The organism is Blastocatellia bacterium, from assembly GCA_035275065.1.
In the GTDB taxonomy this organism is placed as follows: domain Bacteria; phylum Acidobacteriota; class Blastocatellia; order UBA7656; family UBA7656; genus DATENM01.
Map to the genome: position 1 here is coordinate 192,639 of DATENM010000054.1, position 25,608 is coordinate 218,246.

At 61.0% G+C, this 25,608-nt stretch carries 20 protein-coding genes; 15 read left to right on the forward strand and 5 right to left on the reverse strand.

Annotated features, from left to right (window positions below; genetic code table 11):
• Positions 1 to 2,106, forward strand: coding sequence for a beta-galactosidase (locus VJ464_12160; GenBank protein ID HKQ05880.1), 2,106 nt, complete (start codon positions 1 to 3; stop codon positions 2,104 to 2,106).
• 54 nt (positions 2,107 to 2,160) lie between these two features.
• A complete protein-coding gene (locus VJ464_12165) occupies positions 2,161 to 3,198 on the forward strand; it encodes a radical SAM protein (GenBank protein HKQ05881.1) in 1,038 nt (345 codons plus the stop codon).
• A gap of 40 nt (positions 3,199 to 3,238) precedes the next feature.
• On the opposite strand, the gene VJ464_12170 is transcribed toward VJ464_12165, so the two are convergent.
• The 3 genes from VJ464_12170 to VJ464_12180 all read right to left on the reverse strand — a co-directional run bounded on the left by VJ464_12170 (position 3,239) and on the right by VJ464_12180 (position 6,409).
• Positions 3,239 to 3,997 carry a hypothetical protein gene (locus VJ464_12170; GenBank protein ID HKQ05882.1) on the reverse strand — a complete coding sequence of 253 codons (759 nt, stop codon included), beginning with the start codon at positions 3,995 to 3,997 and terminating at the stop codon, positions 3,239 to 3,241.
• Between the two features lie 99 nt (positions 3,998 to 4,096).
• Positions 4,097 to 5,326, reverse strand: a complete 1,230-nt coding sequence (locus tag VJ464_12175) for a di-heme oxidoredictase family protein (GenBank protein ID HKQ05883.1) — start codon at positions 5,324 to 5,326, stop codon at positions 4,097 to 4,099.
• 870 nt (positions 5,327 to 6,196) lie between these two features.
• Positions 6,197 to 6,409 carry a hypothetical protein gene (locus VJ464_12180; protein ID HKQ05884.1) on the reverse strand — a complete coding sequence of 71 codons (213 nt, stop codon included), beginning with the start codon at positions 6,407 to 6,409 and terminating at the stop codon, positions 6,197 to 6,199.
• Between the two features lie 431 nt (positions 6,410 to 6,840).
• Between VJ464_12180 and VJ464_12185 the strand changes: the two genes are divergently transcribed.
• Positions 6,841 to 8,259 (forward strand): hypothetical protein, encoded by a 1,419-nt coding sequence (locus VJ464_12185; protein HKQ05885.1) that lies wholly within the window; start codon positions 6,841 to 6,843, stop codon positions 8,257 to 8,259.
• A 123-nt stretch (positions 8,260 to 8,382) separates the two neighbouring features.
• Here VJ464_12185 and VJ464_12190 read toward each other — a convergent pair whose 3' ends face one another.
• The gene (locus VJ464_12190; GenBank protein HKQ05886.1) at positions 8,383 to 8,751 is read right to left on the reverse strand and encodes a DUF4032 domain-containing protein; all 369 of its coding nucleotides are present in this window, start codon (positions 8,749 to 8,751) and stop codon (positions 8,383 to 8,385) included.
• A 180-nt stretch (positions 8,752 to 8,931) separates the two neighbouring features.
• On the opposite strand from VJ464_12190, the gene VJ464_12195 reads away from it, so the two are divergent.
• A complete protein-coding gene (locus VJ464_12195) occupies positions 8,932 to 9,849 on the forward strand; it encodes a LysR family transcriptional regulator (GenBank protein ID HKQ05887.1) in 918 nt (305 codons plus the stop codon).
• 199 nt (positions 9,850 to 10,048) lie between these two features.
• On the opposite strand, the gene VJ464_12200 is transcribed toward VJ464_12195, so the two are convergent.
• Positions 10,049 to 11,656 carry a long-chain-fatty-acid--CoA ligase gene (locus VJ464_12200; protein ID HKQ05888.1) on the reverse strand — a complete coding sequence of 536 codons (1,608 nt, stop codon included), beginning with the start codon at positions 11,654 to 11,656 and terminating at the stop codon, positions 10,049 to 10,051.
• A 138-nt stretch (positions 11,657 to 11,794) separates the two neighbouring features.
• Here VJ464_12200 and VJ464_12205 point away from each other — a divergent pair, with 138 nt between their 5' ends.
• The 11 genes from VJ464_12205 to glf all read left to right on the forward strand — a co-directional run bounded on the left by VJ464_12205 (position 11,795) and on the right by glf (position 25,570).
• Positions 11,795 to 12,229: a thioesterase family protein gene (locus tag VJ464_12205; GenBank protein ID HKQ05889.1), complete on the forward strand. Its 435-nt coding sequence runs from the start codon at positions 11,795 to 11,797 to the stop codon at positions 12,227 to 12,229.
• A 74-nt stretch (positions 12,230 to 12,303) separates the two neighbouring features.
• Entirely contained in the window at positions 12,304 to 14,085 is a 1,782-nt protein-coding gene (locus tag VJ464_12210) for an acyl-CoA dehydrogenase family protein (GenBank protein ID HKQ05890.1), read from the forward strand.
• A 19-nt stretch (positions 14,086 to 14,104) separates the two neighbouring features.
• A complete protein-coding gene (locus VJ464_12215) occupies positions 14,105 to 15,787 on the forward strand; it encodes an amidohydrolase (GenBank protein HKQ05891.1) in 1,683 nt (560 codons plus the stop codon).
• Positions 15,788 to 15,965: 178 nt separating this feature from the next.
• Positions 15,966 to 17,243, forward strand: coding sequence for a hypothetical protein (locus tag VJ464_12220; GenBank protein ID HKQ05892.1), 1,278 nt, complete (start codon positions 15,966 to 15,968; stop codon positions 17,241 to 17,243).
• A 136-nt stretch (positions 17,244 to 17,379) separates the two neighbouring features.
• Complete coding sequence (locus VJ464_12225) at positions 17,380 to 18,315, forward strand: hypothetical protein (protein ID HKQ05893.1); 936 nt, start codon at positions 17,380 to 17,382, stop codon at positions 18,313 to 18,315.
• A 324-nt stretch (positions 18,316 to 18,639) separates the two neighbouring features.
• Positions 18,640 to 19,836 carry an ABC transporter substrate-binding protein gene (locus tag VJ464_12230; protein ID HKQ05894.1) on the forward strand — a complete coding sequence of 399 codons (1,197 nt, stop codon included), beginning with the start codon at positions 18,640 to 18,642 and terminating at the stop codon, positions 19,834 to 19,836.
• Between the two features lie 20 nt (positions 19,837 to 19,856).
• Positions 19,857 to 20,768, forward strand: coding sequence for a sugar ABC transporter permease (locus tag VJ464_12235; protein ID HKQ05895.1), 912 nt, complete (start codon positions 19,857 to 19,859; stop codon positions 20,766 to 20,768).
• A complete protein-coding gene (locus tag VJ464_12240) occupies positions 20,765 to 21,601 on the forward strand; it encodes a carbohydrate ABC transporter permease (GenBank protein HKQ05896.1) in 837 nt (278 codons plus the stop codon). Before VJ464_12235 ends, VJ464_12240 begins: the two co-directional genes overlap by 4 nt.
• Positions 21,598 to 22,671, forward strand: coding sequence for an ABC transporter ATP-binding protein (locus tag VJ464_12245; protein HKQ05897.1), 1,074 nt, complete (start codon positions 21,598 to 21,600; stop codon positions 22,669 to 22,671). The genes VJ464_12240 and VJ464_12245 overlap by 4 nt, the downstream gene beginning before the upstream one ends.
• 380 nt (positions 22,672 to 23,051) lie before the next feature.
• Positions 23,052 to 24,356, forward strand: a complete 1,305-nt coding sequence (locus VJ464_12250; GenBank protein HKQ05898.1) for a glycosyltransferase family 1 protein — start codon at positions 23,052 to 23,054, stop codon at positions 24,354 to 24,356.
• 41 nt (positions 24,357 to 24,397) lie between these two features.
• Positions 24,398 to 25,570 carry a UDP-galactopyranose mutase gene (gene glf / locus VJ464_12255; GenBank protein ID HKQ05899.1) on the forward strand — a complete coding sequence of 391 codons (1,173 nt, stop codon included), beginning with the start codon at positions 24,398 to 24,400 and terminating at the stop codon, positions 25,568 to 25,570.
• Positions 25,571 to 25,608 lie beyond the last annotated feature (38 nt).

Genomic DNA, 25,608 nt, shown 5'->3' on the forward strand with positions numbered 1-25,608 from the left:
ATGAAGAGCTTCCGCTTCGCGACGCCGCTCAGGCTAATCTTGATCGCTGCTTCGATGGTCCCGCTGCTGACGTTGCCGCTGCGGGCGATGGAGTCAGCGGCGCGTTTCTTTCCGGCGAAAGACATGATGCCGGTGGGGGTTTATTACTACCCCGAGCATTGGCCGCGCGAGCAGTGGGAGCGCGACTTCGCCAAGATGGAAACGATGGGATTCGAGTTCGTCCACATGGGCGAATTCGCCTGGGCGATGATGGAGCCGGAAGAGGGCCGCTTTGATTTCACCTGGCTCGACCGCGCCATAGAAATAGCCGCTCGCCATCATCTGCGCGTCATCCTCTGCACGCCGACGCCATGCCCGCCGGCCTGGATGGGCGAGAAGTACCCGCAAACTTTTCTGGTCGGCCAAGACGGGCGACCGCGCGAGCACGGCTCGCGCGGCAACAACGCGCTCGCAGATCCGACCTATCTGCGACTGAGCGAGCGCATCATCACAGAGATGGCGCGACGCTACGGCCATCACCCGGCGGTCTGGGGCTGGCAGCTCGACAACGAGCCGATGGCGCAGCCCGATTACAGCCCGTCGGCGCAAGCCGCCTTCCGCGACTGGCTGAAGGCGCGCTATCAAACGGTCGAGGTGTTGAACCGTGAATGGGGCGCGGCGTTTTGGAGTCTGCAATACAATCGCTTTGAGCAGGTGCGCATCCCCAACCCGACTTATCTTTATGGCGTCAGCCCGCATGCGATGCTCGATTTTCACCGCTTCACCGCCGATCAGACCGGGCGCTTTTTAAATCAACAAGCCGCCTGGCTGCGCAAGCACATCACGGCGGCGCAGTGGATCACGACCAACTACATCGTCAACATCGGCAGCGCTGACCCGCGGCGCTCGGCCGATCTGGACTTCGTTTCGTTCACGCTTTATCCGGTCAGCGGCGGCCATAATCTCGGGGCGGAAGGCTTTCGCCTCGGCTGGCAGGACGGCATGGCATTTGGTGGTTCTTACTACCGTCCCGTCAAAGGCGTGACAGGGGTGATGGAGTTGCAGCCTGGCCAGGTCAACTGGGCGCGCATCAATCCGCAGCCCGAGCCCGGCGTTGTGCGCATGTGGCTCTGGCATGCGTTCGCGAGCGGCTGCTCGTTCGCCTGCACCTATCGCTTCCGCCAGCCGCTCTACGGCAGCGAGCAATATCACTATGGCATCATCGGCCCGGACGGTGTGACGCCATCAGCCGGCGGCCTGGAGTACAGTCAGGTCACGCGCGAGATGCGCGACCTGCGCGGCAAGTTCGATCCGCAAGCAAAACCGCCCGCCGATTATTTGGCTCGGCGGACCGCCATCCTCTGGAATCACGAAAACCTCTGGAACATCGATCAGCAGAAGCAGACGGCGCTGTGGGACACCTGGGGCCATGCGTTTCGTTACATGGAAATCGCCAAGTCATTCGGCGCGCCGCTTGAGTTCATCAGCGAGGCCGCCGATTTTGCGAGCTACCCGGTGCTGATCGCGCCGGCTTATCAACTGATTGATGAAGCGCTGGTGCGCAAGTGGACGCGCTACGTCGAGCAGGGCGGGCATCTCGTCTTGACCTGTCGCACAGGGCAGAAGAAACGCAATGGCCAGTTGTGGGAAGCGCGCTGGGCCGAGCCGATCTACGGGCTCGCCGGCGCTGAGATTCCCTTCTTCGATCTACTGCTCGATGATGGCAAAGGCGAAGTCGAGATGAGCGGTGCGACTTATCCGTGGAATACATGGGCTGACGTCTTGAAGCCTCTGGCGGGAACCGAGACGCTGGCGAAGTATGCGAACCAGTTTTACGCCGGCCAATCGGCGGTGACTTATCGGCGGCTCGGCAAAGGCAGCGTGACTTACATCGGCGTGCATACGAATGATGGCCGGCTCGAAAAAGCCGTGCTCAGCGAAGTCTTCAAGCGCGCCGGCATCGCAACAGCGAATTACCCGGAAGGCGTTTATGTCGATTGGCGCGATGGCTTCTGGGTGGCGGTGAATTATTCGTCGCGCCCGGCACCGCTGCCGCTGCCGCGCGGCGCTGAAATTCTGATGGGCAGTAATCCCTTGAAACCGGCTGACGTGCTGATCTGGCGGTGAGCCATTCAGCCATGCAGAATTGAAGTGGCGGCGCGCAGCCGGTAGACTTGAGATATGCACGAGCCGTCTTATGTCCGTCTGCTAGAGAGTGGCGAGCTACAGCAGCGCGTCGCGGCGCTGATGGAGATGCTGCGCGTCTGCCGCATCTGCCCGCGCGATTGCGATGTCAACCGCCTGGATAATGAAGTCGCTGCCTGTTACTCCGGTTTGTTGCCAATCGTTTCAACTTACACGCCGCACTTCGGCGAAGAGCCGGCGCTGGTCGGCACACACGGCGCCGGCAATGTCTTTCTCGGACTCTGCAACCTGCGCTGCGTCTACTGCCAGAATCATCAGATCAGCCAGACCTTCAAGGCGCAGCGCGCCAACGAAGTCACCTTCGAGCGGCTGGCCGACATCTTCCTTGAGCTGCAATCACGCGGCTGCCACAACATCAACTGGGTATCGCCGACGCACTTCGCCTCACAGCTGGCAAAGTCGCTGCTGATTGCCGCTGAGCGCGGCCTGCGGCTGCCTGTGGTCTACAATACAAATGCCTACGATGCGGTCGAAGCGCTCCGCCTGCTCGATGGCGTCGTTGACGTTTACCTGCCGGACTTGAAATACAGCGACGACGAGGCGGGCCGCGAATACTCGAAGGTCACCGAGTACGTCAGGCATTCGCGCGCCGCGATCAAAGAGATGTTTCGTCAGGTTGGCGATACCCTTGAGTATGGCGCAGACGGCTTGCTCAAGCGCGGTTTGATTATCCGTCTGCTGGTGCTGCCTAACGACATCGCCGGCATCCAGGAATCGCTGCGCTGGATACGCGAAGAGTTGTCGCCGCGCGTCACCATCAGCCTGATGGCGCAATACTTCCCGACCAACAAAGTGGCGCTCGACCGTTACCCGCTGATCTCGCGCAAGATTCGTTTCAACGAATGGCTGACGGCCATTGAGCAGATGGAAGCCTTAGGGATGGACGAGGGCTGGATGCAGGATTTCGAGTCGGCGTCGGAATACTACCGCCCGGACTTCGGCGACGCAAAGACGCCCTTTAAAGACATCGCAGACTTTCAGGCAGATGCCAACGACAACCACACTGCCGATTAGTCCCGCCGCGGATTTTTCATCGCCATTGCCTGCGACGCGATTAGCGATTCATGCCCACCGCTGCATGCGCCATGCGTGCGGCGACTTCGCTGCGAAAGCGGCGCGAGTCGTACCACAGATAACTGCTGCCGCTGTAATACAGGAAACCCGCCGCGTCGGCCAGCGTCATCTGAATTACATCACCGCGCAATGGCGGCTTCGGGCCTTTGATAGCGGCAAACGCGGCGCGGCCTGGCTGGGCGCGGAAAGAATTGCCGGCGGCGTTTTTGAGTAGAATGGTTTGCCGCGCTTCCGGGTCGCGCCAGCCCTGCGGCCCATAGCCGTGAATAATTGCGAGCAGCAAGGTATCGCCCGCGGTGATGACGAGCCGCGCCGGCGGCTCTTCGCGCTTCACGGCCATAACCGGGGGCGGCAAGGTCGCCGATAACGGGTCGCGAATTCTCCAGGGCGCGACGTCGCTGTTCAACTCTTCAAGCTGGTCTTTGACCGGCTCAACGACGACGGCAATGTCTTGCGCCTGATCGCCGTTGAAGTCGCCAATGGCGAAGCGGGGCGCGCCATCCTCCTTCACCCGCACCGCACCCTTGTAGACGCGCGCGATGGCGGCGCGCACCTCTGCCGACGTCGGGGCCGGCAAGCTGGCCGGTGTTGGCGCGGGCGGCGGGGCCGGCGGCAGCGGCGTGATGGCCGGTGTTTCGGGCGTGGGCGGCGTTTCCGTCTGCGGCGGCTTTGCGCAAGCCGCTAACAGCACGACCAGCGCCACACACAGATACAGGCGCAGGTAAAGCGATCTCTTCATGGCTCGCAGGCTCCTCCCTGGTTGCTCCTCACCTGATGGACCGTTGAGGGTGGCAGTGCGCCCGGCGAGATTACTTTCACCGGGCGCACCGATTGAGGATCACAACGATAGAACGAAGGCGATGACCGCCTGTTTATTCGCCGTGCTCAGGTTGATGTAGTTGTTGATGATGGGATTGGCCTGGCCGAAGTGGGCAAGGATCGCATCATTAACCGTCAAGGCGCTGCCGTCGTGCATCAGGCGGATGCGCGCCCGGACGCCCCACAGCGCGGCGGTGCGCATTTGAGTCCTCGTCCCCTGGCCGCCGTTCTGTACGATGCCATCACCCGTGCCGACATCGTGCAGGGCGAAGTCGCTGAACGGGTGAATGATCTTGTTGCCGAGCGCTGCCGGAACGATAAACGCGCCCTGGTTGATGGAGGTGCCGGCGGCCAGTGTCGTGAACTGGCGGGTGTGGCAGATGTTGCAGCCGATTTGATTAAACAGCGAATCGCCCGTCTGCACCTGCGCGGTGATGGCGCCGCGGCCCGGCGCTCGCAGCGACCGCATGAAGTTGGTGAAGGCTTGAATGTCGGCGCCGAACGGCGCGCCCGCCACCGCCGGGTCTTCAGGGTCGGCGACGCCATCGAAGGCAGCCACTGAGGTGCCGTTCGAGGTGTTCTCGGTTGGCTGCAAGGGGCTGGTGATGCCCATCTCGTTGAGGTAGGCGTCGGCGGAGAAGGAGATAAGGCTGGCGTGCTGATCCTTCCAGCCGAAGCGCCCGGTGCGCGTCGCGTTATTAGCTTCATTGACCGGCACAGAGATCAGCGTGCCGCGCTGCCCCGCCGGTTGGGCGTTGACGTTGGCGATCAGCACGTTGCTGTCGACACATTCGACGAAGCCGTCGCCGAGCGTGCTCAGTGACATGCGGAACGTGCGCACCGGGTCGTTGCTCGACACGCGCTCTTGAATGACCGAAGCAATCGCGCGGTCGTTGATCAACGAGCCGCCCGGCGCGTCAACGAAGTTGCCGAAAGCGTCGTTGTGGCCGGCGCGAAACTCACTGATCTGGCTGGCCGCGCCGGTGTCGGGCGACTGGTGACATTCGGTGCAAGACTGCGCGTTGTAGACTGGTCCGAGGCCATCGGCGATCTCCTCGCGCTCCTCGAAGGTCGCCTTGTCGGCGGCAAAGTTAGCATCGAAGCCATTACTCAAGTCGTTGGTTCGCGCATCCATGTCGGTGGTTGGCGCTTCGGTGGCCGCCTGGCCTTCGACCGACCGGCTGAACATCAATGGGGAAACGACAGCGGCCAAAAACAGCAATAACACAACTACCTTCAGGTGTTTCATCGGAAAATCCTCCTTTAGCGACTCGAAGGCACACGGCTCCGAGCCGGTCTATGAGCAGACATCCTTGTACACATTGCTTTGCTGTTCCCTGGAAACCCGGAACCCGAAAGGCTCGCTCGCCCCGGCGCGCATTCGGCCAAGGCTATCGCCGGTTAAGAATGCAACTACCCGGGGAAAATCAAGCAAGAGATGTGAGAATCGCTTCGGCGGTACAACTTATCCCTGAGCCATTTTAGCCCTTTTTCTGGGCTTTTTTTGAGGTTTAGGGATAGCGGCCAGTGTCTTTGAATCCCCTTACCGCATACAACACCGTTGAAGCCAGCGCGACTGTAAATCAACTCGCATTGAAAGTCAAGGATTATGTGAATCAGCTTACCGAGAAGACGGATGAGCAGCACAAAACCGGGCCGGCCGGTTGACGTCCGGCGCCGCAAATTCCTTCAGCGCGGCGGCGACTGGCCGAGGCAGATGGCCTGGATTCGCCGTCTCAAGTCCTTTTTCCGCGGGTCCGCGGCGAATTTCAATAATTAACAGTAAAATTTCTTTATCCGCGTACGCGCGCGAGTTAATTCATCCACAAAAGAATCCGGCTAGAGGCCGGGCAAAAGCGAAGAAAAAGTGCCCACAGGCGGGCCGGGCTGTGCTAGAATGACCCTATGAAATGCCCAAAATGCTTTAACCCCCTCCGACGGGTGGCCTCCACCGAAGATGCCGTGTGGTTCACCTGCCCGTTGGGCCATCGATTTCATTCCGAGACCGGTAGCGGCATCAGCGATGCTGAGGGTCACCGCTACGCCGTATCGGGAGAGTAGGGCAGATGCCCCTGATCCAGGGTCAGGGGCATCTGTAGGGATTCTCGCGCCGCCTTGGTTAATCTGAGGTCAGGCCGCCGGGACTGCCCTTCTTGCTGCCTACGTGCGTGCTGCGCTTGCCGCCGCCTTTGACCCCACCGGCCTGCTGGCCGCCCATGCCACCGCCTGCTTTTCCGCCTTTACCGCTACGCTCGCCAGCTTCACCCGCACCGGTGATCATATCTTGCCGGCTGTCCCTGTTATTCTGATCCGGTCTTCCCTGTTTCGGCATCTGTCTGTCCTCCTGATTCACTGACCCGAACCGCCCACCGGTCGTGCCAGAGTGATTAAAGGCAACTGTTATTCCGACAGCCAGCCGAACCGGTGTGAGGTTATAGAATCTTTAGCCCATGGGCGTCGCCATACAATACAAAGCCTGCCCTCATACGCCCCATGCCAAGCATTGCCCGGCCTCAAGTCGTGAGATTTTGCGGAGGTTTAGCGATTATAGGCTTGCACGGATTGATTTTACTGCTACAATATTTACACGTAGACGGCAAAGGGGATTCGCAAGAAAATGTCGTTTCAGTGTATGCATCATAGTCGGGAATAGCGTTGATGAGGAAGTGAATCAGGTTGTGCGGCTCTTGGGTAAGGATGAGTGTATTCGCGCAACGGCCCGTTTCAGGTGTGTGCTACTGACCCTGTCGGAGGTTGATAGAAATGGAGAGGCGAGCGGCCCAGGATACGACAGTCGATCTGGTCGATAGTGGCCAGTTTTTAACTGCCGAGGAGATGTTTTCCGAGCGACGGACAGATGAGCCTAAAGAGATGGTGGTGCGCGCCGAGGTCGCGCTTTATTTTGCCCGGCTCGAAGAAGCAGCCGGACTGCTTGAACAGGTGGGACCGCGCATTGCCGACATCAACGTCGCCGGACGCTTTGCGCTCACCAAAGGCCGTGTCGCTCTCTGGCAAGGCAACCTCGCGGAAGCCGAGATGCAGTTGCAGACCGCCTACCACTTTTATGCTTTTCATAATGACCTGTTCGGGCTCAGCCACGCGCTGCTGAATCTGGCACGATTGGCGCGTGAGCGCGGCAGGCTCGACGATGCCACTGAGCGGCTGAGCGCCGCAAGCAATAATCTTACAGGGCGGACCAGCCGCCGTACCGAATACTTGCGCGGCCTGATCGTTTCCGAGCAGGCGGCGGTGGCCGCTGACAGCGGCGAGATCGAGCAGGCGAAAGAGCTCTACGCCGAAGCCTGCCGACTGCTCAAAGCCACTGAAAAAGGGCGCTTTTATGGGCGCTCGCTGGTTGGCTTGGCCGATCTGCGCTGCGCGCTCGGCGATTTTTTGGAATCGCTGGAGATTTACAAAGAAGCCAATACAACCTTTGAGCGCCACGACATTCGCCGCGAGCTGGCCGAGTCGCAATTGAAGCTGGCAACGGCGCTGACCCGTTTAAAACGCTACGAGCGCGCTGAAAAGCTCGCACAGGAGAGTCAAGCCCTGCAACGTGGCGATGCCGAAATTGAGAGCGCCGCCCTCAGTGTGCTCGCCATCATTGCCCTGCAACAGGGAGAGATCGAAAAAGCGATGGGCTACGCCCTGCCGCCTGTCGAGATGGCCGACCGCACGAACCGTGTCCAGTCACGCAGCCGCGTCCGCATTGCGCTCGGACAGGTGCAACTGGCCGAACGCGACTTCAAGCAGGCGGTAGACACTTTGTGCGAAGCTGCCAATCTGGCGCGCAACTCGAACGGCTCGTCGGCCAACCGCCGCCTTGAGCTTGAAGCGGTCATCTATCTCGCCGAAGCCTACCACCACACAGACACCCGCGCCGGACGCGCCGAGTTGATGCGCGCCAGCGAGCTGCTGAATGATCTCGAAGACGCCTGGCTCGGCGACGAATACAATCGCGTTTCGACCAAGTACGAAGAGCAGATTGTCTTTACAGATGACAACCGGCTGGTGTTTGACGGCAACCAGTTGCCGCGCTGGCAGGAGGCCAAGCGCACGCTTGAAGGCTTCCTGCTGCGCAACGCCCTGCGGCAGACGAACAACAGCCTGACACGCGCTGCCCGCAAGCTCGGCGTCTCGAAGGTTCACGTCCATAACCTCAAAAAGAAACACAATCTCTGAGATTGCGTTACCTGTAAAATAAAAACGGCCGGGACAAGAACGCTCAACTTTTTGAAGCATCCTTGTCCCGGTCGTTTGTATGGCCCCAGTTGTTTTACGACTGATGGGCCAGCGCAGGTGCGGTCAGCGCGCCAGCGACCGTGTGCCATGCAGCGCGCGCTCGAAGGCCGCCACAGAGGTTTCGCCGACGGCCTGCTGGCCGAAGATCAGGTGAAACAAGGCGCGCAGGGGGCCTGTCTTCGGGCGCGGCTCCCAAAGATTCTCTGACCAGACGTTTTCAAAGTAATCCACCGCCGCAACGCGCAGACCAACGTTGCGACCGAGCCGCTCGCTCATATACCACTTGTGATCGAGAATGCGCGGCCAGAAGAAATTCGCCTCGCTTGGAGCTAACTCCAGGCCAGTGAGCAGTTTAAGCGCCCGCTGCTCGCGCCCCCCCGGAGCCTCCAGGGTCTTTTCAATCACATGATCCAGTTTGTATTGTATTGGCATCTCTCATATCCTCCTTTGGCCCCAAGGGCCGCCGCCGAAGCTGCAATCGCCCCTGGCGGGCTGTTCAAAAACCAACACAAGAAAATTATAAGATACCCGGTGCAATGCGTCTAATTCATTGTTATAATCCAAGTCATTAATGTTCTTGATGGTTAAAACGAAGTTAAAAAGGGAGTTGCTATGGAGCTGACACAGATTGAGACCTTCCGCGTCGTCGCCGAGACGCTGAACTTCACGCGCGCCGCCGAGCGCCTCCACCTGACGCAGTCTGCCGTCAGCCACCAGATCAAAGCGCTCGAAGAAGAGCTTGGCGAGCCGCTTTTCATCCGCGCCAAGCGCGGCGTCAAGCTGTCGCAGGCCGGCAAGATTGCCCTCGAATATGCCGGGCGCATCTCGGAAGAAGCCAACGCCTTGCGCGAGCGTTTCGGCGGGCGCGCTGGCACACCGAGTGGGCGTGTGCGCGCCGCCGCCGCAACCCAGGCTTTCGTTCACCTGTTCGCGCCGCTGTTCGAGTCTTTCATGCGCGAGCATCGGGGCATCGAAGTCTCGTTCCGCACGACCGTGACCACCGAACAGACAATCAACGACATCCTCAATGGCGTCGCCGACGTGGGCTTCGCGTCGCTGCCGGTCTACTCGCCGAACTTGCAGGTGACCGAGTTATTCGAAGACGAGCTGATCGTCGTCGTCGGGCGCGGTCATCGCCTGGCCGCCAACCGCACAGTGACAATTGAGGAGATCGGCAGCGAGCGCATGATTCTGTTCGAGCGTGGCGCCTCGATCCGCCACGCCACCGACGATTTCTTCAAGCGTGTCGGCATCCAGCCCAAGCTGGCGCTCGAATCAAACGACACATACTTCATCAAGCTGATGGTCGAGCACGGCATGGGGATTTCGCTGCTGCCGGCGTGGGCGATCCTCGACGAAGTATCGCAAGGGAAGCTCTCGCGGCTGCGCATCGACGGCCATCACCTGCGGCGCTCTGTGGCGATGGTGTCGCTGGGCCGCTTCCAGCCGTCGCCGATGCGCGCTTTTCACGCCTACATCCTGCGCCACCAGGAGAAGCTGCAAGAGATGGCGCGCGGCGGCATGAATTGAGCCGCGCGGCCTGAGGTTAAGACTTTTCCACAGGTTTAGCGGTTATTCACAGCTTTTTCCACAGCGTTTTGCACAAACTTAGGATAGGTCCTGAGGCCCTGAGTCAATTTTTTCAACAGCTTAAGGGTTGGCCCTGAGTTTTCCACAGGCGCTTGTGGAAGTAGCGCAAGACGGTTAGCTTGCGCCACATTCAGCTAGTTCAGCCGACGCGCTTGCTCTTGTCTTGCCAGAAACGCTCGCGCAGCAGGTTTTTTTGAATCTTACCGGTCGCCGTGCGCGGCAGAGCCGCGATGAACTCAATGCGCTTCGGGCATTTGAAATGCGCCAGATTCTCGCGGCAAAAGGCGACCAGGTCGGCTTCGCTCGCCGTGGCCCCGGACTTCAGCACGACAATCGCAAACGGCACTTCACCCCAGCGTTCATCAGGCGCGGCGACGACTGCCGCTTCCAACACCGAGGGGTGCTTGTAGAGAAAGCCTTCGACTTCGATGGACGAAATGTTCTCGCCGCCGGAAATGATCAGGTCTTTTTTGCGGTCTACGACTTCGATAAAGCCGTGGCTATCGATCAAGGCCATGTCGCCCGTGTGAAACCAGCCGTCACGGATCACCGCGTCGGTGGCTTCCGTCTGCCGCCAGTAGCCCTTCATCACGACGTTGGCGCGGGCGATGACTTCGCCGACCTCATTGCTGTCGGGCGCGACATCGCGGCCCGCGTCATCAATGACGCGCACGTCAACGCCAATCATCGGGTAGCCGGTCTTTGCCTGCACGCGCAGCTTGTGATCTTCGGGCCAGTCGTCCATCGCCGGCGTCACCTTCGAGACCGTCAGGAAGGGCGCGGTTTCGGTCAGCCCGTAAATCTGAATGACGCGCCAGCCGAAACGTTCCTGCGCCCCTTGAATCGTCGCCAGCGGCGGCGCCGATCCGGCAGTGCCGATGCGGACGCCTTGCGGCAATTGGCTTCGCTCGTCTTCGCTCAGCGCGTGTTGTAGCGCCATGTTGATCATCGTCGGCGGCATGCAGGCGAAGGTCACCTGCTCGCGGCGGACGAGGTCGAAGAAGGCCGCCGGCTCGAACTTCTTGATGATGACGTGTGTCCCGCCCATGCCTGTGACCGCATAAGGCAAGCCCCAGCCGTTGCAATGAAACTGCGCCAGCGTGTGCAGGTAGACATCGCGCTCGTGGACGCCGAACTCGCAGATCGAGTTGATAGCATTGATGTAGAGATTGCGGTGCGTCAGCATCACGCCCTTCGGGCGGCCCGTCGTGCCCGAGGTGTAGAGCAAGGCCGAGGGCTCGTTCTCGTCAATCTCGATGGCGGGCGGCGGCTCGCTCGTTGCCTCCTTAATCAAGGACTCATAATCGAGCCACTGGCCGCTCACCGCATCGCTCAATGCCTCATCGTCGCGCGCCAGGATGTAATGCTCAATCGTTTCAAGGCGGTCGCGAATGGGATCGAGCAGGTGCGTCAGCCCTTCTTCGACGACGACGACGCGAGCGCCGCCGTGATTAAGGATGTACTCGAAATCGTCGGGCACGAGGCGAAAGTTCAGCGGCATGAGGATGGCGCCGACGAGCGGCGCGCCGAAGAAGGCTTCGAGCATGCGGTGGCAGTTCTGTGAGAGCACAGCGACGCGCTCGCCTTTCGTGACGCCGAGCGCCCGCATGGCGTTCGCCCAGCGGCGGACGCGCGCGCCGAACTGCGCGTAAGTCAGACGCAGCTCGCCGCAAATCACGGCCTCTTTCGCAGCGTGAGCGACCAGCGCCCGCTTGAGAAAGTCATACTCATTAAGCGGCACAATCACGATCAGACCTCCTGAAAACGGCTTGCTTTTGATGAATGCGGCAGAGCATAGCACAACCGGCAAAGATTGTCTTTTGTCATTCGGCCTAGATCATTCGCAGATTGAATCGCGCGCCGCTTTCGGTCATACTCTGGCTCCGTGAAAAACGACTTCCGCTTCCATCACCCGCTGCGTGTGCGCTTCGCCGATACGGACATGCAGGGCATCGTCTTCAACGGCAACTACCTGACCTATTACGACGTCGCCTGGACCGAGTACTTCCGCGCCCTCGGCCTGACCTGGCGAGACATGATTGGGCTCGGCGCAGACACCGTGCTGGCGCGCACCACGATGGAATTCAAAGCGCCGGCGCGCTTCGACCAGATACTCGAAATCCACACACGCGTCTCGAAGGTCGGCAATACCAGCCTCACCTTTGAATTTGAAATTTACGCGCAGGGTGACGAGCGCCTGATTGGCACCGCCTCGTCACTTTACGTCTGCATCGATCCGCAGACGCTCAAGCCTGTGCGCGTGCCCGACGCGCTGCGCTCGCGCATCAGCGAGTTCGAGGGCAAAGCGTTCGCGGCGTAGTCAGTCCTGCGAGCTACGGGTAGACCCGCGGACTGGCGGAGTGTTATCTTCTAGCCTCCAGCACGGAGGCCGACATGACACGCAAAGCCGAAGCAATTATCGCCATTAAGGGCGGCGAATTCCTGACCACTGACCTCACGCCCGGAGACATCTTCACGCCCGAAGAGATCAGCGACGAGCAGCGCATGTTTGCGCGCACCGCCGAAGAGTTCTTGCGCAAAGAAGTCATCCCGCGCGAAGACGAAATCTACGCCAAGAACTACGCCACCCACCGCGAGCTGATGCGCAAGGCGGGCGATCTCGGACTGCTCGCCATAGACATTCCCGAAGCTTACGGCGGGCTCGGCCTTCACAAAGTCAGCTCGGCCATCGTCGGTGAACAGTTCGCGCTGCAATCGTCGTTTGCCGGCACGCAGTCCTCGCACGTCAACATCGGCACGCTGCCCATCGTCTTCTTCGGCACCGAAGCGCAGAGGCAGAAGTACCTGCCTAAGCTCGCGACCGGCGAGATGATCGGCGCGTATGCGCTGACCGAGCCGCATTCCGGCTCCGACGCGCTCGCCGCCAAGACCAAAGCGGTGCTTTCCGAAGATGGTCAGCATTACATTCTCAACGGCCAGAAGATGTGGATCACCAACGGCGGCTTCGCCGATCTCTTCACGGTCTTTGCCAAAGTGGATGGCGAAAGGTTCACCGCCTTCCTGGTCGAACGCGGGCCGGGCCTGGTGAGCGGCCACGAAGAAAAGAAGCTCGGCATTGACGGCTCTTCGACGACGGCGTTGATGCTCGAAGATTGCCGGGTGCCAGTCGAAAATGTGCTCGGCGAAATCGGGCGCGGTCACAAGATCGCTTTCAACGTGCTGAACATCGGGCGCTTGAAGCTCGGCGCGCGCGCCGTCGGCACGATGAAGCTGGCGCTCGGCCAGTCGGTCCGGTACGCCAAAGAGCGCCACCAGTTCGGCCAGGCCATCGCCAACTTCGGCTTGATCAAACAGAAGCTCGCCGAGATGGCCATGCGGGTTTACGTCGGCGAATCGATCCTCTATCGCACGCTTGGCATGATTGACGAGGCGCTGGAACGCGCCGACAAAGACGACACACGGCAAGTCCTCAGCGTGCTTGAGCAGTACGCCATCGAATGCTCGATCATCAAAGTCTGGGAGAGCGAAGCGCTCGGCTTTGTCGTTGACGAGCAGGTGCAAGTTTATGGCGGCTACGGCTACTCGAAAGATTACCCGGCGGAGCGCGCCTATCGTGACGCGCGCATCGCCCGCATCTACGAAGGCACCAACGAGATCAACCGCATCGTCATCGCGACACAGTTGTTGCGCCGCGCCAAAGCCGGCGAGCTTTCGCTGCTCGACGCCGCCCGATGCGTGCTGGCGGGCGCCGACCAAACGCGCGACACGATGGCGCTATCGGTCGCTAACGTTGCCTTCTCGGATGAAGTCGCGATGGTCAGCCGCGCCAAAGCGATGACGCTGGCGGCGCTTGGCAGCGTCGCTCAAGCTTATGGCGACCACGCCCGCGATCAGCAGGAAGCGCTCGGCTTGATCAGCGACATGGTAATGGACGTGTATGCGATGGAGAGCGCTCTGCTGCGCACGCAGAAGCTGATGCTTGGGCGAGGCGCGCAGGCCGCCGCGGTGCAGAGCGACATCACGCGCGTCTACATCCGCGAAGCGATGACGCGCATCGAGCGCGCCGCGCGCTTCGTGCTTACGGAAACGGCGGATGAAGGCAAAGACAGCGCGTCATTGATCGAAGGCTTGATTCACCGCGCGCCCATCAAGATGATCGCGGCGCGCCGCCGCATCGCCGACGCCGCCATCGCCGCCGGCAAGTACAATTTATAAAATCCCAATCGAGGATGCTATGAGAACTATCGCTCTCCTGCTCGTCATTCTATCGCTCTGTCTGCCGACGGCGTATTCGCAGGCCGATGGCGCGGACATTGTTTTCAGAAACGGCAATGTCTACACCGCCAACGACAGCGCGCCGCGCGCCGAAGCCATCGCCGTCAAAGGTGATCGCATTGTCTTTGTCGGCTCGAACGAAGGCGCGAAACGTTTCATCGGCTCGCGGACGCGGGTGATCGATCTCAAGGGGCGCACGGTGTTGCCCGGCCTAACCGATGCACACTGCCACCTGAGCGGCGTCGGCCAGCGCGAGATGTCATTCAACCTCGAAGGCGTGATGAGCCTCGACGAATTGCTCACGCGGCTGAAAGAGCGCGTAGCTCAAGCGAAGCCGGGCGAGTGGGTCACGGGGCGCGGTTGGATCGAAACTTTTTGGAAGCCGCCGGTCTTCCCCACGCGGCAGGACCTCGACCGCGTCGCGCCGAACAACCCTGTCTACCTGACGCGCGCCGATGGCCATGCGTCGGTCGCCAACAGCGCCGCTCTGAAGATTGCCGGCATCAACGCTTCGACGCCGAACCCGGACGGCGGCGAAATCCTGAAAGACAAAGCGAGCGGCGAACTACACGGCATGTTGATTGACCACGCGCAAGGGTTGGTCGCCCGCCACATCCCTGCGACGACCGCCGCGCAGGCGGAACAGGCGCTTATCGTCGGCGCGCGGCGCGAAACGGAACTCGGCTGGTGCCAGATTCAGGACGCCGGCGGCAGCTATGCGGACGTCACCTTGATGCGCAAACTTTATAAAGAAGGTCGAGTGAAGCTGCGCATCTATAAAGCCGTCTATGGCCCTGGCCCCGAGGGCAGCAGGCTGATCGCCGATGGCATAAGCACAGGTGAATTCGATCAGCGCTTCACGCTGCGCACGATCAAGGTGGTGATGGACGGGGCGCTCGGCTCGCGCGGCGCGTGGCTGCTTGAGAAGTACGAGGACAGCGATTCGTCGGGGTTCGCAACCGTCAACGAAGACGATCTGCTACGGATGCTCATCGAGGCGTTGCGCAAAGGCATTCAAGTTGAAACCCACGCCATCGGCGACCGCGCCAACCGCGAGATTCTCAACCTCTACGAAAAAGCGATGAGCGCCGTGCCGCCCGCCGAGCGCAAAATCAGTGAGCCGCGCTGGCGTGTTGAGCATGCGCAGATCGTCAACCCCGTAGACATTCCGCGCTTTGCCCGCCTCGGCATCATCCCTTCGATGCAGCCGTCGCACGCCATCGGCGATCTGCACTTCGCGCCGCGCCGCATCGGCATCAAGCGGTTGGAAGGCGCTTATGCGTGGCAGAGCTTTTTAAAGAACGGCTCGATTATCGCCGGCGGCACGGACGCTCCGGTCGAGCGCGGCGAGCCGATGATTGAATTCTATGCGGCAGTGGCGCGCAAAGATCAGAAAGGCTTCAGCGGCGAAGGCTGGCACCCGGAGCAAGCGGTGTCGCGCGAGCAAGCGCTGAAGATGTTCACGCTCTGGCCGGCATATGCGGCGTTTGAAGAGAGCCAGAAAGGCTCGATTGAAGTCGGCAAGCTCGCCGACCTGACGATACTCTCCGCCGACATCATGAAGATTGCCGAGCCCGAAATCTTGAAGACGCGCTGCGTGATGACGGTCATCGGCGGCGAGATCGTCTTTCAAAAAGAATGATGAATGCGGAATGATGAATGCGGAATGAAGGCATGGGATTATCTATAGACAATCCGGCTTCCTTTTCCTCTTCCATTCATCATGCGTCATTCATCGTTCATCATTTCCTTATTTCCTTGCGCGAAGGCTTGCGCGTTGCGTAGCATATCCGTAGGCGCTTGTTCTTTGGCGAGGTGCAATGGCAAGACGAAAAGGCTGCCTGACCGGCTTGTTCTTTTTCGCAATTGTGATTGTCGCGGCGCTGCTGCTCGCGCCGCTTGTGCCGCTCGGCTGGCTCAAGCCGCGCGTCGAATCGCGACTATCGGCGACTCTCGGACGTCAAGTCACTATTGATTCGCTGCGCGTCAGTTTCATCGGCGGCCCTTATCTGATCATCCGCGGCATGACGGCCAAGGAAGATTCCGACTTCGGCGATGGCGATTTTCTCAAAGCCAATGAAGTGCGCGCCGATTTCTCGCTCACCGATTATGCGCTCCACCGCCAAATCATCATCCAGAAGCTGACTATCCGTTCGCCCGAATTCACCTTCATCAAAAACCCGAACGGCGCGTGGAGCTGGACGACGCTCGGCAACTCGGCCAGTGTGGCGGCGACAGCGCGGCAAGCCTTGCCGCTTGAGCCGCTGCTGTTGCTGTTTGCCGACGCCGGCAGGCCACAGCTTCAACACCTCGCCGTTGATGCGGCGAGTGTGCGGATGATTGACAAGACCGGCGCGCAGCCGCCCGAAACGCTTTACAAGAACGTCGCGCTCACAGCCGACATCAACCCGGATAAAGACGACCCGGCGAGCCGCCATGCGACCGGCACGCTGCGCATCGCCTCGGACGAAGCCGACGGCGCAGATACCTTGAAGGCCGAGCTGCCGTTTGCGCTGACGACGACGCCCGCCGCCGACTCCGGCACGACCATCAAAGGCAGCTTCGGGCCCGGGCCGCTCGAAACCAAGAATTTCAGCGCCGTGCTGTTCAAAGTAGACGGCGAGTTTCTTTCCGGCCACGCGGCCAACACCAGCGGCACCGGCCACATCTCGGCCAGCGCCATCTCGATCCCGGCTTTCAATGTCAGCGAACAGGTCGCTCAGGCGGCGCGCGTCAATCAGGTCGGCGATATGAAGGCCGGCACTGAGATCAGCGTGCTGGAGACCGATTTCAACTTTGCCGGTGATGTCGTCAACACGACCAACCTGCAACTGGCGGCGCTCGACGGTCTGGGCGATGCGACTGCCGCCACCGGCTGGTTCAAGACGAAACCCGAATTGACTCTGAACTACGCGGCGACGATTACGCTCTCGAAAGAGGCGACAGCACAGTTAACGACCTCGGCGAATCCGCTGGTCGGCGCGGCGGTCGCGGTGTTGGCCGACCGCAGCGGCCTGGCGGTTCCGCTGAACATCACCGGCGACGTGCGTCACCCGCAGGTTCAGGTAGACATTCTAAGGGCGCTTGGAATGCGATAACGAAGATATGAAGTCAGGAGTCAGGAGTCAGAGTTCAGAATGAAGAGGGAAGCGCGACAAGTGGACTCATTGCCGCCGACTTCCTCTTCCATTCTGTCTTCTGAATTCTGACTCCTGACTCCTGTACGGAGGATCAATGTCACACAAGCTTATACGATGGTTCGCGGCGCTGACTGGCCTGACGCTCGTGCTTGCGGCGTTCGGTTGCAGCACGACGACGACCAACAGCAATGCGACGCTTAGCGTCAATACGAATGCCAACAGCAATGCCGCAACCTCGGCCAACGAGAATGCCGGCGCGGCGAGCGGCACGGCGGCGGGCGGCACTTTTTCGACGCGCGAGCCGGATCGCTATGGCATGAAAATCAATATCAACCTCGAAGGCAACGTCAACAATCGCCAGGGCGGCACGGCAGCCGAGATTGATTTCGCGCGCCTGGATGCCAACCGCCGCTGGACGCTGCGCGTACCGGCCATCAATCAGGAAATCACCTATCTCGAAAAGCCGGGCCTGAAGTATCTGGTCATCCCATCGCGCAAGCAGTACGTCGAGCTGACGGACGAAGGCATCGGCTTCCCATTGCGCGACTTGCTGACGCCATCGGCGATGATGGAGCGCTTGCAATCGAAGCCGCACGAGAATCTCGGCACCGAGACGGTCAACGGGCGGACGGCGATGAAGTATCGCTTCACCGGCGCGGCCAACACCGGCACCTCTGCGGGCACGGCGCAGGCCGACAGCTTCATCTACGTGGATCAAGAGACCAACCTGCCGCTGCGCATCGATCTGACGGCAACGACCTCAAGCGGCGCCGTCGGGCGCGGCCTGCTTGAAACCCGCGACATTCAATTGAATCCCGACCCGGCGCAGTTTGAAGTGCCGACGGGTTTTCAGAAAGTCACCGGCCAGCAGCTCAAAGAACAGGTGCAGGGCTTTATCAGCTTCGTTCGTCTCCTCGCTCCTTATCTCGGCCAGCAGCTCGCCTCGCCACAAGCGCCACCGCCGCCGCCGCCGGCAGCGGCAACCAATGCCAATCGCGCCGCAACTAATGCCAACGCAAACCGGCCATAGCAACTGCCGGCGCGGGCAAACCATCTGCGCAATGCGAGTGAAGAAACGTATGAGTCATCTTCACTCGCATTGCGCGATGCGATCCTGCGCCTGTTGACGGCAGATCAACGCTAGAGCGGGTTTCAATCGGGAGTAGCGCAAGCTGTTAGCTTGCGCTACATCGCCCGGCTTTCGTTTGGCGAAGGTTTGTCGTGACGCCATCGTTGGCTTATAGTTGCGCCTATGCTAAAGCGGATTCGTCTTGCCCTCCTGTCGCTGACGTTGTGTGCCCTCGCGTTTGCCGCCTGTCGTCCGGCGAATAACGATTCATCTAAGACTAAAAGCTTGAGCCTGGCGCTGGCCTCGGGCGTCGAAGGCGATGCGCTCAAGCAGGCGGCGCGCGAGTACGAAGCCCAGACCGGCACGCGTGTCACCATCGCCGAGTTTCCTTATGACGACCTGTTTGCCAAAGAGCTGGTTGATCTCAACGCGCAGACCGGCGCTTATGATGTCGTGATGCTCGACGATCCCTGGTTCCCGCGCTTCGCCGCGCCGGAATGGCTCGCGCCGCTCGCGCCGCTTTATCAGAAACGCAACCAGGCCGGGCCGGACGCCGATTTCGTGGCGACCTCGATGGCGCTTTGTAAGCACCCTTACGAAACCGGGCAGCTCTACGCGCTGCCCTACGTCGGCAACTCGCAGTTGTTCTTTTACCGCAAAGACCTGTTCGAGAAATACAGTCTCAAAGAGCCGCAGACATGGGACGAAGTGCTGGCCGCTGCGAAAGTGATTGACGAACGCGAGCGAACGGGCGCGCCCGACGGCTCGCGCGTTCATGGCTACGTGATGCGCGCGGCGCGCGGCAATTCGGTGGTGGCCGACTTTCTGCCGATCTTCTGGGCCTTCGGCGCTGAGATGTTTGACGACGGCGGTCGCCCCACAGTCAACAGCCCGCAGGGCATCAATGCCTTGAAGTTCATGCTTGAGCTGGGCAAGGCCGCGCCGCCCGGTTATGCGAGCTTCAACGCGACAGAAGTCTCGGCGCACTTGCTGCAAGGCACGGCGGCGATGTCGATCAACTGGCCGGCGTGGATCAGCGCCTTCAGCGACCCGGCGAAATCGAAAGTCGTAGGCCGCATGGCATTTACGACGCTGCCGGGCGCGCAGGGCACGGGCCGCGCCGAGATCGGCAACTGGCTGGTGGCAATACCGCGTGGCTCGCGCAATCAAGAGGCGGCTTTCGACTTCATCGCCTGGGCGACCGCCGCCGAGCAGATGAAGAAGTCGGCCTTGATCGGCAACCCGCCGACGCGCCGCTCCGTGTTTAATGATACAGAACTCGTCGCCAAGTTCCCTTCGTACCCGGCGCAACTGAAATCGCTTGAAAGCTCGAAGCCGCGCCCGCGCACGCCGATGTGGAACGAGATCGAAAACACCTTCGGCATCTACCTGTCACGCGCCAACAGCGGCGAGCTGTCGGCGGAAGAGGCGATGGATCAGGCCAACGCCGAGATCGGCAAGATCGTCGAGCGCGGGCGCTGAAGGCGCAAAGAGATCAGGCGATGCGCCCACCTTTCTCATCTTCACAACCGAAAGCGCGAAGGCGCAGGCTGCCACGCGAGTCGCCGCTTGCCTTTCTGCTCGCCGCGCCGACCGTCGCCGTCTTGCTGGCGCTTTCGGTCTACCCGTTGATTTACGCGATCAAGGTCGCCTTTCAAAGCGGCAGCGGCGCAGAGGCGCGCTGGACGCTTCAGCATTTCACGCGGCTTTTTTCAGACGGCTTTTTCCTGGCGGCGCTTGGGCACACGCTCTTGTATGCGGCGGCGGCGCTGACCTGCGAGTTTCTGCTGGGGCTTGGACTGGCGCTGCTGGTAGATCGCCCGCTGCGTGGGCGCGGCTTGTTTCGCGCCTTGCTGCTGGTGCCGATGATGCTGCCGCCGGTCGTCGTCGGCGTCGTCTGGCGACTGATGCTCAACCCCGACTTCGGCGCCATTAACGGCACGCTGCGCAGTGTAGGATTGACCACAGAGGCGCTGACGTGGACGGCATCACCACGACTTGCGATGCTGTCGGTCGTCGCCGTTGATGTGTGGCAGTGGACGCCATTCGTCTTTCTCGTCCTGCTTGCCGGCTTGCAAGCCATCCCGCAAGAGCCCTACGAAGCGGCGCGCATTGATGGCTCAAGCGCATGGCAGACGTTCCGCTTCATCACGTTGCCGCTACTGCGGCCGGCGATGCTGATCGCGCTGCTGCTGCGGACGATGGACCTGCTGCGGGTCTTCGACCAGATCTTTATCCTGACCGAAGGCGGGCCGGGGTTTGCGACCGAGACCGTCAGCCTATACATCTACCGCGCCGCGTTCCGCTTCTTCGATTTCGGCTATGCGGCGGCGATGTCGTTTGTCTTACTGATTATCACCAATTTGATCAGCGCCGGTTATATCCGCCTGCTGCAACGACGGGAGGCCATGTGAGCAAGCCACGTCTGACGCGGGTGATGATCTATGCATCATTGATTGGTGCCGTCGCCGTGGCCTTGGCACCGGTCTACTGGATGCTGACGATTTCGCTGAAGTCGGAAGTCGATCAGTTCGCCTCGCCGCCGCGCTGGCTCTCGTTCAGCCCGACGCTGGCGCATTACGCCGACGCTTTCGTGTCGCGCTCGTTCGGCCAGTACCTGGCGACCAGCGCCACGGTCGCCGTGCTATCCACCCTCGCTTCTGTAACTTTGGGCACACTTGCCGCCTATGCCCTGGCGCGCTTTCGCTGGCCGGCAAAGCTCGACCGGCGCTTGTCGCTGTGGATTCTGTCAACGCGAATGTTTCCGCCCATCGTCAGTGCCGTGCCGCTCTTCCTGATGATGCGCGATCTGCGATTGCTCAACACGACGGCGGCGCTGGTCATCGTCTACACGGCATTCAATCTGCCCTTCGTCGTCTGGATGATGCGCGGCTTCTTTCAAGAATTGCCGCGCGAGATGGAAGAAGCGGCGATGATTGATGGCGACTCGCGGCTCGGCGCGCTGTTTCGCATCATCCTGCCGTTGGTGGTGCCGGGGCTGGCGGCGACGGCGGTCTTCTGCCTGATTATGTCGTGGAACGAATTCCTGCTGGCGCTGGTGCTGACGCAGACCGACGCCGCCATGACGCTGCCGGTCGGCATCGCCGGGCGCGTCACACAGTATGAGATCAAGTGGGGCGTGATGAGCGCCGCGGGCGTCGTCGCCATGCTGCCGATACTGATCTTCGCGATGTCCGTGCAACGCTACCTGGTGCGCGGCCTGTCGCTTGGCGCGGTGAAGGGATGAAAGTAAAGTTCGACAACGTGACCAAGACATTCGGCAACCGCGCGGTGGTTGATCGCCTGTCGCTTGAGATTGCCGAAGGCGAATTCGTCGTGCTGCTCGGCCCGTCGGGGTGCGGCAAGACGACGACGTTGCGCATGCTGGCCGGGCTCGAAGACCCCACCTCAGGCGACATCCTGATCGGCGACGAGCGAGTCAATGAAGTGCCGGCTCGTCACCGCGACGTGGCGATGGTCTTTCAGAGCTACGCGCTCTACCCGCACATGACGGTCGCGGAAAACATCGGCTACCCGCTGCGCGTCCGCAAAGTCGCTAAAGACGAGATCGGTCGGCGCGTCCGCCACGTCGCCGAGATGCTGGAAATTGATGGCTACCTCGGCAATCGCCCGCGTCAGCTATCGGGCGGCGAGCGGCAGCGCGTGGCGCTGGCCCGCGCCATCATCCGCGAGCCGCGCGTCTACTTGATGGACGAGCCGTTGTCGAATCTCGACGCGCGGCTGCGCGTGCAGATGCGCGGCGAGTTGAAACGCTTGCAGCACGAGCTTGGCACGACGACCGTCTACGTCACCCACGACCAGGCGGAAGCGATGACCCTGGCGCACCGCGTCGCGGTGATGCGCGGCGGCTTGCTGCAACAGTTCGACACGCCGATGAATATCTACACCCAGCCGGCCAATCGCTTCGTCGCCGAATTCGTCGGCACGCCGGGGATGAACTTCATCGAAGGCCAGATTGATCAAAGCAGCAGAACATTGAATGGGCGCGGCGTCAGCTTGTCGCTTGATGACCGCTTGCTCGCACAGTCCGGCGGGCGGGCTCGCGCCGTCCTCGGCCTTCGGCCCGAGCATGTCCGCGTGCAGATGACCGCGGGCGAGGGCTGGCAGCCGGCGGTGATTTATGTCACTGAGCTGATGGGTAATGAAACACTCTGCTTCTTGCGCCTCGGCGACGAGAAGCTGATCGCCCGCGCCGCGGCTGACTTTCGCGCCGAGATCGAGACGCCCATCTGGGTGCGGCTTGATTTGGACAAAGCCGGCCTCTTCGACGCAGACTCCGGCGCGGCCCTGCGCTGAGGCGTCGCCCAAATACTCTATCTTTCCATTCATGAAGATTCTCTGCTGCCGCCATACTGAAGTTATCTGCGACCGCCCGCCCGGCTTATCTAATTGGCCGTCAAGGTTCATTCCTGGCAACCGGCTTGGTTCGATGTCGAACAAAGCATGAATGACTCAGTCGTTGGCAGGCTCTGCGCACTCGGCCCAGCCATTCGCCGCTAAGTCTAACGTTTAAACAGCGGATGGGCGTGGCACAGCCTTTGCCCTATTGCTCAATGATCTCCCGCCAGCCTGAATGCACAGGTGCGGTGCCGGGCGCGCAAGCTTCGCTGTCCGGCGTAAGGGTTTTCACTGACTTGTTCCGCAAGCGTTCACGACGAACTGGTAAAGGATAATGCATGAAGAAAGGCGAGAAGTGTCTGCAAATTCCAGCGCGCGGTTTGAAAGAGCCGCACCGCGCTTATGCCGAGATGCCGGTCAAGCGATTCGAGTTCTTCAAAGATCAGGCGCACGCCGAAGCTGACGTGATCTGTCTGTCGCACCTGCGCTGGGACTTTGTTTACCAGAGACCGCAACACCTTTTAAGCCGTTGCGCGCGGGAGCGACGCGTCTTTTTCTTCGAGGAGCCAATCTATATCAAAGGCCAGATGGCGCAGTTCGACCTGGCGGCGCGCGGCGATAATCTCTTTGTCATTCAGCCGCTGCTGCCGATGGGGCTCAGCGAAGATGAAGCCGAGCGCGCCCAGCAGGCGATCATCAACGAGCTGATCGCGGAGAAAGAGATCAAGGATTACTTGCTCTGGTACTACACGCCGATGGCGCTCGGGTTCACTCGCCACCTCAAGCCGTTAGCGACCGTCTATGACTGCATGGACGAGCTATCGGCTTTCCGCGGGGCGCCACGCACAATGGCCGAGCGCGAGGCCGAGCTGCTCAAGCGCGCCGACGTGGTCTTTACCGGCGGGCAGAGCCTCTACGAAGCCAAGCGCCACCAGCACCACAACATTCACCCGTTTCCCAGCAGCATCGACGCGGCGCACTTCGCGCAGGCGCGGTTCATCAATCAACAGCCGCCGGATCAGGCCGCCATCCCGCGCCCACGACTCGGCTTCTTTGGGGTCATAGACGAGCGCATGGATATCGAGTTGCTCGACCGCGTCGCCACCCTGCGGCCCGACTGGCAGTTCGTGATGATCGGCCCGGTCGTCAAGGTAGACCCGGCGGATTTGCCGCGCCGCCCGAACCTTCATTACCTCGGCAGCAAAGAGTATAAAGAGCTGCCCGCCTACATCGCCGGCTGGGACGTGGCGCTGATGCCGTTTGCCATGAACGAATCAACCCGCTTCATCAGCCCGACGAAGACGCCCGAATACCTCGCCGCCGGCAAGCCTGTGGTTTCGACGCCGGTGCGCGACGTCGTCCGCGTCTACGGCGAGATGGGACTGGTGCGGATCGCCGAGCGGCCCGAAGCCTTTGTCGAGGCCATCGAGGCCGCCTTGCGCGAAGACATCGGCAACGCCGACCTCTTGATGCGCGTTGACGAGCTACTGGCGCGCACGTCCTGGGATTGGACATGGACGCGCATGGCAGAGCTGATCAAATCGGCCATCGCCGCAGGCCGGCGGCCCGAATCGATCAGACAAGTCGCGGCGGGCGCGTCCATAAGCGAGTCGGAATCCGAGGCGCATCTGGCCGCCGATTGATTCTTCATCCGGTTGCGGAAACCGAGCAAGTAAGGGAGCGTATGTTCGACTATCTCATCGTCGGGGCCGGGTTCGCCGGCAGTGTCATTGCCGAGCGGCTGGCCTCGGCGTCAGGCAAGCGAGTCATCCTCATCGATAAGCGCCCGCACATCGGCGGCAACGCTTACGACCATTACAACGACGATGGCATCCTGGTGCATAAGTACGGCCCGCACATCTTTCACACCAACTCGCGCGAGGTCTTCGAGTACCTGTCGCGCTTCACTGAGTGGCGGCAATACGAGCACCGTGTGCTCGCCAGCGTTGACGGCCAGCTCGTGCCCATCCCCATCAACCTTGACACCATCAACAAGCTCTACGGCATGAAGCTGACCGCCCGCGAAGTCGAACAGTTCTTCGCCTCGGTGGCCGAGCCGCGCCAGCCGATTCGCACCTCGGAAGACGTGATCGTCAGCCAGGTCGGCCGCGAGCTGTACGAAAAGTTCTTCCGCAACTACACGCGCAAGCAGTGGGACTTCGACCCGTCGGAGCTCGACGCTTCGGTGACGGCGCGTGTGCCGACGCGCACCAACCGCGATGACCGCTACTTCACAGACCGCTATCAGGCGATGCCGCTGCACGGCTACACGCGGATGTTCGAGAAGATGCTCGACCACCCGAATATCAAGGTGCTGCTCAACACCGACTATCGCGAGGCGCTGCAATTCATCCCGCACAAAGAGGTCATCTTCACCGGCCCGGTCGATGAGTATTTCGATTACCGCCATGGCAAGCTGCCGTATCGCTCGCTGCACTTTAAACACCAGACAGTCAACGCCGAGCGCTATCAGCCGGCGCCGGTCGTCAACTATCCGAACGAACACCTCTACACGCGGATTACTGAATTCAAATACCTGACCGGCCAGGAGCACCCGAAGACCAGCATCGTTTACGAATTCCCGCGCGCCGAAGGCGACCCTTACTACCCCGTGCCGCGTCCCGAGAACGCCGAGCTGTACAAGAAGTATCAAGCGCTGGCCGGTGCCACCAAGGGCGTGCATTTCGTAGGCCGCCTGGCGACCTACAAGTACTACAACATGGATCAGGTGGTGGCGCAGGCGTTGACCCTTTACGGCAAGCTGAGCGGCCTGCGGCGCAGCGCCTCGGCACAAAGAGGCGTCGAGGCGGTTCGGTCAAACGGCAACGCGCCGAGCCACGCGCCGAGCCTGCGCTGACGGCGGCGGGATACAAACGGCTCGGCCTTGAGCCGCCG